A 14,871-nucleotide genomic window follows, 5' to 3' on the forward strand; every position below is an offset into this window, starting at 1 on the left:
TCAGATATTATAGGCAACGTTAGAGAAGGTATTAGTTGACTATAAACGTGGAATTATTCCCAAAAATTTTGAGGGAGGGAATCACTTGGAAAAGGTAGATATTTTTAAAGATATTGCGGAACGCACAGGCGGTGATATTTATTTTGGAGTTGTAGGAGCTGTTCGAACAGGAAAATCAACATTCATTAAAAAATTTATGGAACTTGTAGTTATTCCTAATATTGAGAATGAGTCTGACCGTCAAAGGGCGCAGGATGAACTGCCTCAAAGTGCTGCTGGACGTACAATCATGACGACGGAACCGAAGTTTGTTCCAAACCAAGCGGTTTCTATTGAAGTAGATGAAGGTCTTGAAGTGAATATTCGATTGGTAGATTGCGTCGGATATACGGTTCCAGGAGCAAAAGGCTATGAAGATGAGAATGGCCCGCGCATGATTAATACTCCTTGGTATGAAGAACCTATTCCATTCCATGAAGCTGCAGAAATCGGAACACGTAAAGTAATTCAAGAACATTCAACAATTGGTGTTGTAATTACAACAGATGGAACGATTGGTGAAATTCCAAGAAGAGATTATATAGAGGCAGAAGAACGCGTAGTAAATGAGTTAAAAGAAGTAGGGAAACCTTTCATTATGATCATCAACACTGTACAGCCGTATCATCCAGATACAGAGCAATTACGCCAAAGTTTATCTGAAGAATATGATATTCCAGTCATTGCAATGAGTGTCGAAAGTTTAAGAGAAACAGATGTGTACAATGTGCTTCGAGAGGCGTTATTTGAGTTCCCGGTTTTAGAAGTGAATGTTAACCTTCCGAGCTGGGTAATGGTGCTAAACGAAGGGCATTGGTTACGTCAAAGTTATCAAGAAGCCGTTCAGGAAACTGTCAAGGATATAAAACGTCTTCGTGATGTGGACCGTGTCGTTTGGCAGTTTAGTCAGTATGAATTTATTGATCGAGCGAGCCTAGCTGGCATTGATATGGGGCAAGGTGTAGCAGAGATTGATTTATATGCACCAGATGAATTATATGATCAAATTTTAAAAGAAGTAGTAGGGGTAGAAATTCGAGGGAAAGATCATTTATTGAAGCTTATGCTCGATTTATCTCATGCGAAAGTAGAATACGATCAAGTGGCGGATGCCCTGCGTATGGTAAAGCAAACAGGATATGGTGTAGCGGCGCCTGCGTTAGCTGATATGAGCTTAGATGAGCCAGAAATTATTCGTCACGGTTCAAGGTTTGGTGTGAAATTAAAAGCTGTAGCTCCATCTATTCATATGATTAAAGTAGATGTGGAGTCTACGTTTGAGCCAATCATTGGTACGGAAAAGCAAAGTGAAGAACTAGTTCGTTACTTAATGCAAGATTTTGAAGATGACCCATTATCAATTTGGAATTCTGATATATTTGGACGTTCGCTTAGCTCTATTGTTCGAGAAGGTATTCAAGCGAAATTATCTTTAATGCCAGAAAATGCGAGATATAAATTAAAAGAAACGCTAGAAAGAATTATTAATGAAGGATCTGGCGGATTAATTGCGATTATATTATAAGAAAAAATCCCTCTCATCGTAGAGGGATTTTTTGATTTTCGTGTATAGAATAGAAAAATAAACAGTCATTATCTAATATATTGTTGTAAATTGTCAAGTTTCATCAGATTTTCACATTTTAAGAGTAACAATTTCCTTAAAAATATTGAATTATAAAGGAGAATCGTATAATATAGGCGTTGATAATGATTTATCTACATCTTTGTAGTATAGAATTTGCAAAAATTGCCTACAAATGAAAGTAAGACTCATTTTATGATCATTATACAGTCTTATCTTTGGGAGGAGGTGAATGGCATGAACAAGACAGATTTAATCAATGCTGTTGCAGAAGCAAGTTCCCTTTCTAAAAAGGACGCAACAAAAGCAGTAGACGCTGTTTTTGATTCTATCTTAGAAGCTTTAAAACAAGGTGATAAAGTACAACTGATCGGATTCGGTAACTTCGAAGTTCGTGAGCGTGCGGCTCGTAAAGGTCGTAACCCACAAACAGGTGAGGAGATTGAAATCGCTGCAAGTAAAGTACCTGCATTCAAACCTGGTAAAGCGTTAAAAGATGCGGTTAAATAATCCTTACATATTAACAGGGAAGAAGAGTTTCCTTTTTGGGAACTCTTCTTTTTGCTTTTAAAAACATAAATATGCTAGAATGTGTTCGTATCACTTTTAGGTTTTCGGGAGGGCTAGCGGATGGCAAAAGTAAATTTAGAACAAATTGAGCATGCAGTACGCCTTATTTTAGAGGCAATCGGAGATGATCCAAATCGTGAGGGAGTACTTGATACACCAAAGCGTGTTGCAAAAATGTACGCAGAAGTGTTCGCGGGTATGCACGAAGATCCGAAAGAACATTTGCATAAAGTGTTCGGAGAAGATCACGAGGAGCTTGTATTAGTAAAAGATATACCGTTTTATTCGATGTGTGAGCATCATTTAGTTCCATTCTATGGAGTTGCTCACGTTGCATATATTCCGCAAGGCGGAAAAGTGACAGGGCTAAGTAAATTAGCTCGTACTGTAGATACAATTGCACGTCGTCCACAACTGCAAGAACGTATTACATCAACAGTAGCGAACTCTATTATGGAAGTACTAGAGCCGCATGGTGTAATGGTAGTAGTAGAAGCGGAACATATGTGCATGACGATGCGTGGTGTGAAAAAGCCAGGTGCGAAAACAGTAACAACAGCAGTACGTGGTGTGTTAGAAAATGATGCTGCAGCACGTAGTGAAATTTTATCTTTTATTAAAACGAAGTAAAGAAAAGTGGGAAACTGCTTTTCTTTTTTTTTTATGTAAATAAATGATATAGTTTTAACAAGGCAGAGCGAGAATAGAAAGACTACTAAAAAGAATGGAAGATGTTATTTAGTTCGGTGGAAGTTTGGAAAGAGTAGCCAAGTTTTGGTTATAGAAAATAGAATGTATGTGTTATAATAAGTTTTATGAATTAGAAAACAAGGGTGATTTTTGTGTGTGACATCTACGGAGGGTATGCGGGTATACGAGAGAAATTGATGGAGAAATTACGCCATCCTTATTTTATAAACTATATTGAAGAACCATTTATTGATGAAGAAAAAATAGCATTGTTATATGGTGCTTTAAAAAGTGCAAACTTACATATAGAACAAATTGAGCATTATGTAGTAACGATTATGCTTGTGCAAATTGCGCTTGATACACATGAAAGAGTATCAAATAAAGCAGGGGAAGAAGCAAATGAATCGCATAAACGTCGCCAGTTAACAGTACTTGCTGGTGATTACTATAGCGGGTTATATTATTACTTATTGTCTATGAATCGTGATATTGTTTTAATTCGTGCGCTTGCTGAAGGAATTAAAGAAATTAATGAACACAAAATAATGTTATATCAAAAAGCGCATAAAACGATGGATGACATAATGGAAAGTGTAGTAACGATTGAGTCTGCACTCTTGCAAAAAACATGTGATCATTTTCATTTAGCGCATTGGAAGCCGTTTATAACGTATGTACTAGGAAAAAATCGTCTTCAAAAAGAATGTGAACTACATGCTGATAAACAACATTCACCTGTTTTTCAAGCAGTTCAAGAAGTTTTGAACGATAAAGCGGATGTAGAAACAGTTATTAATGGATGGATGATGGAATTGAGAGAAAAAGAAAATCAATTTTTAGAAAATCACACAGATATAAGTGAAATAAACTCTGTGTTAAGAGATAAATCGAAGACATAAGCAATTTTACATTGGAAGAAGGTACGAGCATGCAACAATCAAAAGAAGAAAGAGTACATGATGTATTTGAGAAAATCTCTGATAAATACGATGTAATGAATTCTGTAATTAGTTTTCAAAGACATAAAGCGTGGCGTAAAGAGACAATGCGCATTATGGATGTAAAACCAGGTAGTAAAGCGCTTGATGTATGCTGCGGAACAGCGGACTGGACAATTGCGCTAGCTGGAGCGGTAGGTGAACAGGGCAAGGTTGTTGGTTTAGACTTCAGTGAAAACATGTTATCTGTCGGTAAGCAAAAGGTAGAGGCGTTACAATTAAAACAAGTAGAACTTCTACATGGGAATGCAATGGAACTTCCATTTGAAGATAACACATTTGATTATGTAACGATTGGATTTGGTTTACGTAACGTACCGGATTATATGCACGTATTAAAAGAAATGACGCGTGTAGTAAAACCAGGTGGAAAAGTAATTTGTTTAGAAACATCCCAACCAACAATGATTGGTTTTCGACAAGGGTATATTTTATACTTTAAATACATCATGCCGTTATTTGGAAAGTTATTTGCGAAAAGTTATAAAGAATATTCATGGCTCCAAGAATCTGCTAGTACATTCCCTGGTATGAAAGAATTGGCTAATATGTTCGAAAAAGCTGGACTTGAACGTGTACAAGTGAAGCCGTTTACTTTTGGAGTAGCAGCGATGCATTTAGGCATGAAACCAGAATCAAAATAGAAAATAGAAAAAAGAAAAAAGAAGTTTTAGGTTAAGGTGAACAATATGAAGTTACAACTTATGTACTCTTTTTTACGATCGGATATTAATGTGATAGAAAAAGAATTAAAAAAGACAGTTGCTTCTGAGCAGCCATTAGTAGAAGAGGCGGCATTACAACTTATTGAAGCTGGTGGGAAGCGAATTCGTCCTGTATTTGTGTTGCTTGCGGGGAAATTTGGAGATTATAAGTTAGACGCAATTAAGCATGTAGCTGTTGCGTTAGAACTTATTCATATGGCTTCTCTTGTTCACGATGATGTTATTGATGCTGCATTTTTACGACGTGGTAGTGCAACTGTGAATGCGAAATGGGGAGATCGTATTGCAATGTATACAGGGGACTATCTATTCGCTAAGTCTCTTGAATGTATAACGAATATCGAGATTCCGGAGGCGCATCAGGCGCTGTCGCATACCATTTTAGAAGTCTGTAAAGGTGAAATTGAACAAATTAAAGATAAATACAATTATGACCAAAATTTACGAACGTATTTAAGAAGGATAAAGCGAAAAACAGCGTTATTAATTGCTGCGAGTTGCCAACTAGGAGCAATTGCTGCTGGCGCTAATCGCGATACGGCAAATCGTCTGTTTTGGTATGGATATTTCGTAGGGATGTCGTATCAAATTATTGATGACATTCTAGATTTCGTTTCCACAGAAGAAAAACTAGGAAAACCTGCTGGTGGTGATTTGTTACAAGGAAATATTACCCTTCCTGCTCTATACGCTATGGAAGATCCAATACTTCGCAAGAAAATCACATCTGTACATGAAAATACAACAGCGGATGAAATGAAAGAAATTATTGAGGCTGTGAAAAATAGTGCGGCTATTGATCAAGCATTTGCGTTTAGTGAACGTTATTTACATAAAGCATTAGAAATCATAAAACCACTCCCGCGTGGACAAGCAAAGTATGCATTACAAAATGTAGCAAAGTATATTGGAAAACGAAAATTTTAGTGTTTTTTCTAAAAAATAAAATAATCTCTCTATTTCAAAACTATTGCACAATTGTGATAAGGGTGTTAATATGTGTGTGGGGATATACAATTACATACATAATTCAGAAGTGGAGAGATTTTTTATGGAAAAAACATTTCTAATGGTTAAACCAGACGGTGTACAACGTGCCTTCATTGGGGAAATTGTAGCTCGTTTTGAGAAGAAGGGCTTTCAATTAGTTGGTGCAAAATTAATGCAAGTCACTCCGGAAATTGCTGGACAACATTATGCTGAGCACACAGAGAAACCTTTCTTTGGTGAATTAGTAGACTTTATTACATCTGGCCCTGTATTTGCAATGGTATGGCAAGGTGAAGGTGTAGTAGATACAGCTCGTAACATGATGGGTAAAACAAGACCACATGAAGCAGCTCCTGGAACAATTCGTGGAGATTTCGGTGTAACTGTTGCGAAAAACATTATCCATGGTTCTGATTCGTTAGAAAGTGCAGAGCGCGAGATTGCTATTTTCTTTAAGGAAGAAGAATTAGTTGACTACTCAAAATTAATGAATGAATGGATTTACTAATTATTTTGAAATAATTTGTAAACGCTTTAATAACTGTGACAATAGTAAAAAGTGCAAGAAGAATAGGGGTATTCTTCTTGCACTTTTTTTATTTCAATTAGTTACGAAGTTAGAGCTGTTATGATATATTGATATGTAAAGTAAAAGGCCTATCGGAGAATAAGCGAATGGCTGATCAATTATATAATTTCTTTCATATTTTTAGAGTAATGAAAGATAATATCATTGCTTAATATAGCGAGATAAATACATATACGAAAAGAGGAATAACGTATGCGATATATTACAGCTGGTGAATCTCATGGTCCACAACTTACAACGATTATAGAAGGTATTCCAGCAGGCATGCCTTTAGTAGCGGATGATATAAATGAAGAGTTAGCTAGAAGGCAAAAGGGATATGGGCGTGGTAGACGCATGCAAATTGAAACAGATCAAGTGCAAATTGTAAGTGGTGTTAGACATGGAGAGACATTAGGTTCTCCAATTGCACTTGTTGTTGAAAATCGTGATTTTGCACATTGGACAAAAATTATGGGTGCAGAGCCGTTAACGGAACAAGAAGAAAAAGAAATGAAAAGGAAAGTAACAAAACCAAGACCTGGACATGCTGATTTAAATGGTGCGATTAAATATGGTCATAGAGATATGAGAAATGTACTGGAACGTTCCTCAGCACGCGAAACGACAGTGCGTGTTGCTGCTGGTGCGGTTGCTAAAAAAGTGTTAGCGGAACTTGGTATTACAGTTGCGGGTCATGTAATTGAAATTGGCGGTGTTAAGGCTAAGGAGACTACGTATAGTTCAATTGAAGAATTAAAAAGTATTACAGAAGCGTCACCTGTACGTTGTTTAGATGAAGAAGCTGGTAATCAAATGATAAAAGCAATTGATGATGCGAAAGCAAATGGTGATTCAATCGGTGGCATCGTTGAAGTAATTGTGGAAGGAATGCCAATTGGAGTAGGCAGCTATGTGCATTATGATCGAAAACTGGATGCAAAATTAGCAGCTGCAATTATGAGCATTAATGCATTTAAAGGTGTCGAGATTGGAATTGGTTTTGAAGCAGCACATAGACCGGGAAGTGAAGTTCATGATGAAATTCTGTGGAATGAGGAACATGGATATACACGAAGAACAAATAATGCAGGTGGATTAGAAGGCGGCATGACGACTGGAATGCCAATTGTTGTGCGCGGTGTGATGAAACCGATACCTACACTATATAAACCTCTTCAAAGTGTAGATATTGATACGAAAGAGCCTTTTACAGCGAGCATTGAACGTTCAGACAGTTGTGCTGTTCCAGCAGCTAGTGTCGTTGCAGAAGCGGTTGTGGCTTGGGAATTAGCGACAGCTTTAATAGAACAATTCGGATTAGATCGTATGGACCTTATTCGTGAAAATATTGAGAAACATAATGAATATGCGAGGGGATTTTAATGGGAAACATACATATTCAAACGAAATCAAAAGAATATGATGTACATGTAGGAAAAGAATCGTTGTCACATTTGACAACAATCGTTCAAAACATGCAGCCATCTATATCAAACATCATGATCATTTCAGATGAAGCTGTTGCATCTTTACATTTACAGACAGTTGTAGATGCGTTGCAAATAGAGCAAAAAGTATTTTCATTTGTTGTACCGAGTGGTGAAAAAGAGAAGTCTTTTGAAAATTTTTATGCGGCTCATACGTCAGCTCTTGAAAATAAATTAGATAGAAATTCTTTAATTATTGCACTTGGAGGCGGGATGATTGGAGATTTAGCTGGTTTTGTTGCCGCGTCGTTTATGCGTGGAATCCGCTTTATTCAAGTTCCAACGACTTTATTAGCTCACGATAGCGCAGTAGGTGGGAAGGTAGCGATTAATCATCCGTTAGGTAAAAATATGATAGGGGCATTCCATCAACCAGAAGCAGTTGTATATCATACGCCGTTTTTACAGTCTCTTCCTGAAAAAGAGTGGCGTTCAGGTTATGCAGAAGTGATAAAACATGCTCTTATTGGTGATGTAAAGCTATATCATTGGCTAAAAGAAGAAGTGCAAACATTAGCAGATCTTCGTGATGAGAAGTTAATCCATATATTAACGAATGCGATTCCTGTAAAGGCAAACATTGTAGCGCAAGATGAAACAGAAAAAGGTGTACGTGCTCATTTAAACTTTGGACATACGTTAGGCCATGCTCTAGAAAAAGAACTAGGCTATGGAAATATTACTCACGGTGACGGAGTAGCGGTTGGAATGCTATTTGCCTTGTTTTTAAGTGAGCAAGTGTATAAGGTTGATCTTTCCTATAAAGAGATGAAGCAGTGGTTCTTAAAGTACGGCTATCCCAAAATGCCAAGTGATTTGAATGTAGAGCGTCTCGTTCAATTGATGAAACAAGATAAGAAAGCGAATGCTGGAGCAATTCATATGGTGCTTATGCAGGAATATGGGGTAGTGAATGTCGTATCTATTCCAGATGAGACTGTTCATATTGCGTTAGAGGCATTTCAAAAGGATATGGTTTAAGAAGTGCGAAGTGCTTGTTTAGAGGTATTCTCGTAATAGTGACGGTAATGATAAACGATTATAGTGAGGAATGATAACCGTATTGTAGTCGAATTGAATAAAATGACTGGGGGAAGAAAAATGAGAGTGAAAGAGCAATTGTTAACTTTGAGAGCATATGTACCTGGGAAAAATATTGAAGAAGTAAAAAGGGAATATGGGTTATCAAAAATTGTGAAATTAGCATCGAACGAAAATCCATTCGGTTGCTCAGCGCGTGTAACAGAAGCATTAACTTCTTTAGCGAGTCAATACGCTCTTTATCCAGATGGATATGCCTTTGAACTTCGAACAAAAGTAGCGAAACATCTAGGAATCAAGGCGGAACAACTGTTATTTGGTAGTGGATTAGATGAAGTCATTCAAATGATTAGCCGTGCATTACTACAAGAAGGAACAAATGTTGTAATGGCGAATCCAACATTCTCGCAATACCATCACCATGCTGTTATTGAAGGAGCGGAAGTTCGTGAAGTACCACTTAAAGAGGGCATTCACGATTTAGATGCGATGTTACAGCAAGTAGATGATAAAACGAAGATTGTATGGATTTGTAACCCGAATAATCCGACAGGTACATATGTAGAAAAACAAAAATTACTTTCATTTTTAGAATCAGTTCCTAAGTCAGCGCTCGTTATTATGGACGAAGCATATTATGAATATGCGGGGGCAGAAGACTATCCGCAAACATTACCACTTCTTGAAAAGCATGAAAATCTTATGGTTTTACGCACGTTTTCGAAAGCATATGGCTTAGCTGCTTTCCGTATCGGATATGCGGTTGGTAATGCGAAGTTAATTGGGCAGCTAGAAGTAGCAAGGTTACCATTTAATACATCGACTGTAGCGCAATCTGTAGCACTTGCTGCATTAGAAGATCAAGTATTTTTACAAGAATGTGTGAAAAAGAATGAAGAAGGATTAAATCAATATTACGCATTTTGTAAGGAATATAACGTATTCTATTATCCATCTCAAACAAATTTCATTTTCTTAAAACTTGGTATTCCTGGTAATGAGGCTTTCGAACGATTAATGAAGAAAGGATATATTGTTCGTTCTGGTACTGCATTTGGTATCCATGATGGTATTCGTATTACTGTCGGTTTGAAAGAAGAAAATGATGAAATTATAGAATTATTGAAAGAGCTCGTAAAAGAGCAAGTAAAGAAAGAAGAAACATACTCTTAAGAGTTTGTGAAGGCTCCTATTATAGGAGTCTTTTTTATTTAAATAAAGGTTGAAGTTAAGAAGGCCTGTAAAGCTTGATCCGTGCGGGGCAATAATTAATAAGGGAAGTTATTTGCACGGTAATGAAAGAAAACGGTACAATAGAAAGTAGTAATGCGGTATCGGTGTCATATTCGAATCGTTATCAGTGAAAGTACAAGTAGGCTCATTCTAAAGGTTGCGTTCTTACACCTGGTTGCTTATGATAAATGAACAGAAAAGAATATTTTTTAGAATTAAAGGAGACGTTTATGCAAAAGTTTGAACAAGCTGTTTCATATATTGAAAATGGTGAAGCGGAAAAAGGATTACAATTATTAAAAGAACAATTAAAAATTGCGAATGATGAAGAGAAGTATGATATTGCTCGTTATTATCATACACTTGGATTTACGGATGAAGCGTTAGCGATTACAGAAGACTTGCGTTTATTGTATCCAGAAGAAAGTGAATTCACTGTGTTTTTAGCAGAATTATATATTGATCTAGACAAGGAAGATGAAGCAATTGAAGTGCTTCATGATATTCCAGAAAATGATGATCTATATGTTCAATCGTTATTACTTGTTGCGGATTTATTCCAAATGCAAGGTTTCGATGATGTAGCAGAACAAAAACTATTAAAGGCGAAAGAAATGATGCCTGACGAACCTGTTATTACGTTTGGATTAGCAGAGTTATATAGTAGTAAAGGTGAAGAACAAAAGGCAATTACTCATTATGAGTCGCTATTAGTGGAACATAAAGTAATGGGTGGTGTTGTCATTGCACTTCGCCTCGCAGAAACGTTAAGTGCGATTGGTAATTGGGAAGAAGCGATTTCTTACTATGAAGCAGGTTTAGAGGAACAAAAAGATATCCACTCATTATTTGGATATGCCTTCACATTATACCAAGGTGAAGAATACCAAAGAGCAATTGGTGTTTGGCAAGAACTAAAAGAATTAGATCCTGAGTATGCATCGCTTTACATGTATTTAGCGAAAAGCTATGAAAAAGAAGGAATGCTTCAAGAAAGCTATGAAACACTTCATGAAGGAATTAAAGTAGATGAGCTTTCTGTACCGTTTTATGTAGAACTAGCGAACATTGCGGCGAAATTAGGGAAAACTGCGGAAGCAGAGGAAGTGCTTCAAAAAGCGCTTGAGTTAGATCCAGGACATTTAGGTGCAACATTAAAATATGCGTATATCTTAAAGGAACAAGAAAAGTATGAAGAGCTAATTGCTATTGTAGAGCGTGCGATTGACAGCGGAGAACCAGATACACAACTACTTTGGGATCTTGCGTTTGCAAAAAAACAATTAGAAATGTATTCGGATGCATTAAAACACTATGAAAGTGCATATACTTCTTTTAAGAATCATCCAGACTTCTTGGAAGAGTACGGTTATTTCTTATTGGAAGAAGGTATGCGAAAAGAGGCGAAAGAAGTATTTACTCAGTTAATACAACTAGACCCGACACAAATTCATATTGAAGAATTGTTATATAATTTAGAGGATTTTTCATAAGTTGGAAGGAAACTGAATGCCGCTTCTTGAATCTAAAAAGAAAAGAGAAAGACAGAGGAGGGACTTAATTGCTATGAATACCCCTGTTTCTGTAAACGAGAAGAAGGATTTTGTAAAATGGTTTTTGAATAATTACCAACTGAAACAGCGTGAATGTGTATGGATTTTGAATTATTTAATGAGTCACGACCAATTGATGCATAAAGTCCACTTCGTAGAGCATGCAAAATATTGTCCGCGTGGCTTAGTGATGTCCGCGAATTGTGTAAAAGATACACCATTTCACTTTTTTAAACAAAATGTTATGACAACAGATGCTGAAAAATCGTTTCATGATATTCGTTTAAATCGAGATGAAGATATTTATATTCAACTCAATTTTAAATCATCGTTTCAAAATGCCAATTATGTAGCTGTATTAGAAGAAAACCCGTATTTACCAAAGCATATTGAAGTAAATGAAAAAGATCGTTTACTTGCAGAAAGATTTTTAGAAGAAAGCGTATTTTCTTTTAGGAGAGAACGTCTATTGAAACAAATTGATGAAGCGCTGGATAAGCAAGATAAGGAAGCGTTTCATAGGTTAACAGCGGAGTTAAAGATGTTATAGAATTCATTTGGATTCATGAAATTTTACAAATTTCAGACTTTTTAAGAAAAACTACCTTAATATAGGTAGTTTTTCTTTTTTTACCTCTTTTAGTATGGTTTAATATATATAAAGTGAAAGTTCTGTCATTTATAGGTGAAGGAGGGAAGAATTTTGAAATGGATTGTAAAAGATGTGGAACAGTTTGAGCAAGCAAGAGAATATGTAGATACAGGTGTTATACCACTTTTATCAATTTCGGCAGCGAAAGAAATGAAAATGGTAGTGGAACAAGGTGAATTTATCGAATTGTTGAGTATGGAGCTGGAAAGAGAATATAAAGGAAGAGTCCTTTTACTACCTGCATTTACCTATTTAGTAGAAAGTCAAAAAAATGAAAAAGGTCGTTTGCAAGAATGGACAAATCATTTACAAAAGCAAGGTTTTAAGCATATTGCTTATGTTACAAGTGATTTTTCATGGAAAGAAGATATGCAAGAATTGCAGGGGGATTTATTTTGGTTTCCTTCATTAGCGTTAGAACAATTTAGTGATCAAGCGAAAAGAGAAGTGATTCATGCACATATAAAAAATATAATGGTGATGTTAGAAGGAAAATGGGAAAAGTATCAATAAACAGAAAGTTCTTATTATTACGAGTAGTATGATATTGACCTGTGCATGAGCGTATTATATCATGATAGTGTCCTAGTTTTTATTTTTTATATAATTTATCACGAGGGGACAATTTCTGATAGAGGGGGGAAATTTTCGTGAGCGAGAAAGAACATCGTGTGTCAAGAAGACAGTTTTTAAATTATACCCTTACAGGGGTAGGAGGCTTTATGGCGGCGGGTATTTTAATGCCGATGACGCGATTTGCGCTTGATCCGGTGTTAAGAAAAGAAGCGGGAACGGATATGGTTGCTGTTGCACAAGTAAAGGATATTACAACAGAGCCGAAACGTTTCGACTTTAAGGTGAAGCAGGTTGATGGTTGGTACAAGTCCGAAGAGCCAAAATCAGCTTGGGTTCATAAAGATGAAAGCGGAGACATTGTTGCGTTCTCTCCAGTATGTAAACATTTAGGATGTACAGTGAACTGGAATTCGGACAAAGCACATCCGAATCAATTCTTTTGTCCATGTCACGGGGGCCGTTACACAAAAGACGGGATAAACATTAAAGGCACGCCGCCCCTTGCCCCACTTGATGTATACGAATCTAAAGTGAAGGATGGAACGCTGTATTTAGGAAAAGCGAAGCCAAGAGGGGGTGCAAAGTAAATGCTAAATAAAATTTATGATTGGGTAGATGAAAGGTTAGATATTACCCCAATATGGCGTGATATTGCTGATCATGAAGTACCTGAACATGTAAACCCGGCACATCACTTTTCTGCATTCGTTTATTGCTTTGGAGGACTTACCTTTTTCGTTACTGTAATTCAAATTTTATCTGGAATGTTTTTGACGATGTATTATGTGCCTGATATTAAAAATGCTTGGGAATCGGTTTATTATTTACAAAATGAAGTTGCATATGGACAAATTGTTCGTGGTATGCACCACTGGGGTGCTAGTCTCGTTATTGTAATGATGTTTTTACATACACTTAGAGTTTTCTTCCAGGGTGCGTATAAAAAGCCTCGTGAGCTAAACTGGATTGTTGGTGTTCTTATTTTCTTTGTTATGTTAGGTCTTGGTTTTACCGGATATTTATTACCGTGGGATATGAAAGCGTTATTTGCTACGAAAGTAGGGATTCAAATTGCAGAGCAAACGCCGCTCATTGGTCCTTACATTAAAACATTACTCGCTGGTCATTCCGAAATTGTTGGCGCTCAAACATTAACTCGCTTCTTTGCTATTCACGTCTTCTTCTTACCAGCAGCACTTCTAGGTTTAATGGCCTTCCACTTCATCATGATTCGCAAACAAGGTATTTCCGGTCCGCTATAAGAGATTGCTAAATTAAAGGGGAAAGAACTAAAGGAGGGAGATTATGCATCGCGGCAAAGGGATGAAGTTTGTAGGAGATTCTCGGGTACCAGTAGCTCGGAAACCAAATATTCCAAAAGATTATTCTGAATACCCAGGGAAAACAGAAGCATTTTGGCCGAACTTTTTGTTAAAAGAATGGATGGTAGGTGCAGTTTTTTTAATCGGTTATTTATGTTTAACAGTGGCGCATCCGTCACCGCTTGAAAGAATGGCGGATCCAACTGATGCCGGATATATACCACTTCCAGATTGGTATTTCTTATTCTTGTATCAGTTATTAAAATATTCTTATGCTTCTGGCTCATTTACTGTAATTGGAGCGTTTATTATGCCAGGGATTGCGTTTGGCGCATTACTGTTAGCTCCATTTCTTGATCGAGGACCAGAAAGACGCCCATTGAAGCGTCCTGTAGCAACTGGATTTATGCTTTTAGCAATTGCATCGATTATCTTTTTAACTTGGGAATCTGTAGCACACCACGACTGGGAAGCTGCAAAAAAACAAGGAGCAATTGTAAAAACAGCCCCAGTTGATAAAAATGATGAGGGTTATAAATTAATGCAAAAAAATACTTGTTTAACATGTCACGGTGACAATTTACAGGGCGGGGCAGCAGCACCAGCATTGCAAAACTTAACTTTAAAGCCAGAAGAAATTGCTAAAATTGCGAAAGAAGGAAAAGGTTCGATGCCTAAAGGTGTATTTAAAGGTACGGATGAGGAACTGAAGAAGCTTTCGGAATTCGTTGCAAAGTATAATAAAAAATAATAAAAAGCTGACTACAAAAATTTGTAGTCAGCTTTTTATTTTGATGAAAGAAAGTTTACTATATAATAGAGTAGAGTTTGAGGAA

At 36.7% G+C, this 14,871-nt stretch carries 16 protein-coding genes; all 16 read left to right on the forward strand.

Translation table 11 applies throughout. From position 1 onward, the window contains the following. Window positions 1-85: 85 nt before the first annotated feature. The 16 genes from spoIVA (at window position 86) to qcrC (ending at window position 14,786) form a co-directional block, all read left to right on the forward strand. Window positions 86-1,564 carry a stage IV sporulation protein A gene (gene spoIVA, locus CO726_RS07580; RefSeq protein WP_000416522.1) on the forward strand — a complete coding sequence of 493 codons (1,479 nt, stop codon included), beginning with the start codon at window positions 86-88 and terminating at the stop codon, window positions 1,562-1,564. A 297-nt stretch (window positions 1,565-1,861) separates the two neighbouring features. Continuing rightward, window positions 1,862-2,134 (forward strand): HU family DNA-binding protein, encoded by a 273-nt coding sequence (locus CO726_RS07585; protein ID WP_001043860.1) that lies wholly within the window; start codon window positions 1,862-1,864, stop codon window positions 2,132-2,134. A 120-nt stretch (window positions 2,135-2,254) separates the two neighbouring features. Continuing rightward, complete coding sequence (gene folE / locus CO726_RS07590; RefSeq protein WP_001151478.1) at window positions 2,255-2,824, forward strand: GTP cyclohydrolase I FolE; 570 nt, start codon at window positions 2,255-2,257, stop codon at window positions 2,822-2,824. A 212-nt stretch (window positions 2,825-3,036) separates the two neighbouring features. Next, entirely contained in the window at window positions 3,037-3,786 is a 750-nt protein-coding gene (locus CO726_RS07595) for a heptaprenyl diphosphate synthase component 1 (RefSeq protein ID WP_136699461.1), read from the forward strand. A gap of 29 nt (window positions 3,787-3,815) precedes the next feature. Further along, complete coding sequence (menG, locus tag CO726_RS07600; RefSeq protein ID WP_001187667.1) at window positions 3,816-4,529, forward strand: 2-heptaprenyl-1,4-naphthoquinone methyltransferase; 714 nt, start codon at window positions 3,816-3,818, stop codon at window positions 4,527-4,529. A gap of 45 nt (window positions 4,530-4,574) precedes the next feature. Beyond that, window positions 4,575-5,537, forward strand: coding sequence for a heptaprenyl diphosphate synthase component II (hepT, locus tag CO726_RS07605; protein WP_098759514.1), 963 nt, complete (start codon window positions 4,575-4,577; stop codon window positions 5,535-5,537). Between the two features lie 124 nt (window positions 5,538-5,661). Then, the gene (gene ndk / locus CO726_RS07610; protein WP_000415885.1) at window positions 5,662-6,108 is read left to right on the forward strand and encodes a nucleoside-diphosphate kinase; all 447 of its coding nucleotides are present in this window, start codon (window positions 5,662-5,664) and stop codon (window positions 6,106-6,108) included. Window positions 6,109-6,381: 273 nt separating this feature from the next. Then, a complete protein-coding gene (aroC, locus tag CO726_RS07615; RefSeq protein ID WP_099683849.1) occupies window positions 6,382-7,554 on the forward strand; it encodes a chorismate synthase in 1,173 nt (390 codons plus the stop codon). After that, a complete protein-coding gene (gene aroB, locus CO726_RS07620; protein ID WP_099683850.1) occupies window positions 7,554-8,639 on the forward strand; it encodes a 3-dehydroquinate synthase in 1,086 nt (361 codons plus the stop codon). The genes aroC and aroB overlap by 1 nt, the downstream gene beginning before the upstream one ends. Before the next feature lie 120 nt (window positions 8,640-8,759). Further along, window positions 8,760-9,872 carry a histidinol-phosphate transaminase gene (gene hisC / locus CO726_RS07625; RefSeq protein ID WP_099683851.1) on the forward strand — a complete coding sequence of 371 codons (1,113 nt, stop codon included), beginning with the start codon at window positions 8,760-8,762 and terminating at the stop codon, window positions 9,870-9,872. A gap of 290 nt (window positions 9,873-10,162) precedes the next feature. Further along, window positions 10,163-11,425 (forward strand): tetratricopeptide repeat protein, encoded by a 1,263-nt coding sequence (locus CO726_RS07630; protein ID WP_099683852.1) that lies wholly within the window; start codon window positions 10,163-10,165, stop codon window positions 11,423-11,425. A gap of 73 nt (window positions 11,426-11,498) precedes the next feature. After that, complete coding sequence (locus tag CO726_RS07635; protein ID WP_001095923.1) at window positions 11,499-12,035, forward strand: ReoY family proteolytic degradation factor; 537 nt, start codon at window positions 11,499-11,501, stop codon at window positions 12,033-12,035. 153 nt (window positions 12,036-12,188) lie between these two features. Then, the gene (locus tag CO726_RS07640; protein ID WP_099683853.1) at window positions 12,189-12,650 is read left to right on the forward strand and encodes a YpiF family protein; all 462 of its coding nucleotides are present in this window, start codon (window positions 12,189-12,191) and stop codon (window positions 12,648-12,650) included. Window positions 12,651-12,787: 137 nt separating this feature from the next. Then, window positions 12,788-13,300: a menaquinol-cytochrome c reductase iron-sulfur subunit gene (gene qcrA, locus CO726_RS07645; protein ID WP_001290418.1), complete on the forward strand. Its 513-nt coding sequence runs from the start codon at window positions 12,788-12,790 to the stop codon at window positions 13,298-13,300. Then, window positions 13,301-13,975 (forward strand): menaquinol-cytochrome c reductase cytochrome b subunit, encoded by a 675-nt coding sequence (gene qcrB / locus CO726_RS07650; protein WP_000932700.1) that lies wholly within the window; start codon window positions 13,301-13,303, stop codon window positions 13,973-13,975. A gap of 43 nt (window positions 13,976-14,018) precedes the next feature. Then, window positions 14,019-14,786, forward strand: a complete 768-nt coding sequence (qcrC, locus tag CO726_RS07655) for a menaquinol-cytochrome c reductase cytochrome b/c subunit (protein ID WP_098759508.1) — start codon at window positions 14,019-14,021, stop codon at window positions 14,784-14,786. Window positions 14,787-14,871 lie beyond the last annotated feature (85 nt).

The sequence above is a fragment of the Bacillus fungorum genome, from assembly GCF_002746455.1.
In the GTDB taxonomy this organism is placed as follows: domain Bacteria; phylum Bacillota; class Bacilli; order Bacillales; family Bacillaceae_G; genus Bacillus_A; species Bacillus_A fungorum.

Excerpts from the sequence above, each read along its gene's own strand:
- CO726_RS07585 (WP_001043860.1), top strand. The coding sequence starts at position 1,862 with ATGAACAAGACAGATTTAATCAATGCTGTTGCAGAAGCAAGTTCCCTT.
- folE (WP_001151478.1), top strand. The coding sequence starts at position 2,255 with ATGGCAAAAGTAAATTTAGAACAAATTGAGCATGCAGTACGCCTTATT.
- menG (WP_001187667.1), top strand. The coding sequence starts at position 3,816 with ATGCAACAATCAAAAGAAGAAAGAGTACATGATGTATTTGAGAAAATC.
- hepT (WP_098759514.1), top strand. The coding sequence starts at position 4,575 with ATGAAGTTACAACTTATGTACTCTTTTTTACGATCGGATATTAATGTG.
- ndk (WP_000415885.1), top strand. The coding sequence starts at position 5,662 with ATGGAAAAAACATTTCTAATGGTTAAACCAGACGGTGTACAACGTGCC.
- aroC (WP_099683849.1), top strand. The coding sequence starts at position 6,382 with ATGCGATATATTACAGCTGGTGAATCTCATGGTCCACAACTTACAACG.
- aroB (WP_099683850.1), top strand. The coding sequence starts at position 7,554 with ATGGGAAACATACATATTCAAACGAAATCAAAAGAATATGATGTACAT.
- hisC (WP_099683851.1), top strand. The coding sequence starts at position 8,760 with ATGAGAGTGAAAGAGCAATTGTTAACTTTGAGAGCATATGTACCTGGG.
- CO726_RS07630 (WP_099683852.1), top strand. The coding sequence starts at position 10,163 with ATGCAAAAGTTTGAACAAGCTGTTTCATATATTGAAAATGGTGAAGCG.
- CO726_RS07635 (WP_001095923.1), top strand. The coding sequence starts at position 11,499 with ATGAATACCCCTGTTTCTGTAAACGAGAAGAAGGATTTTGTAAAATGG.
- qcrB (WP_000932700.1), top strand. The coding sequence starts at position 13,301 with ATGCTAAATAAAATTTATGATTGGGTAGATGAAAGGTTAGATATTACC.
- qcrC (WP_098759508.1), top strand. The coding sequence starts at position 14,019 with ATGCATCGCGGCAAAGGGATGAAGTTTGTAGGAGATTCTCGGGTACCA.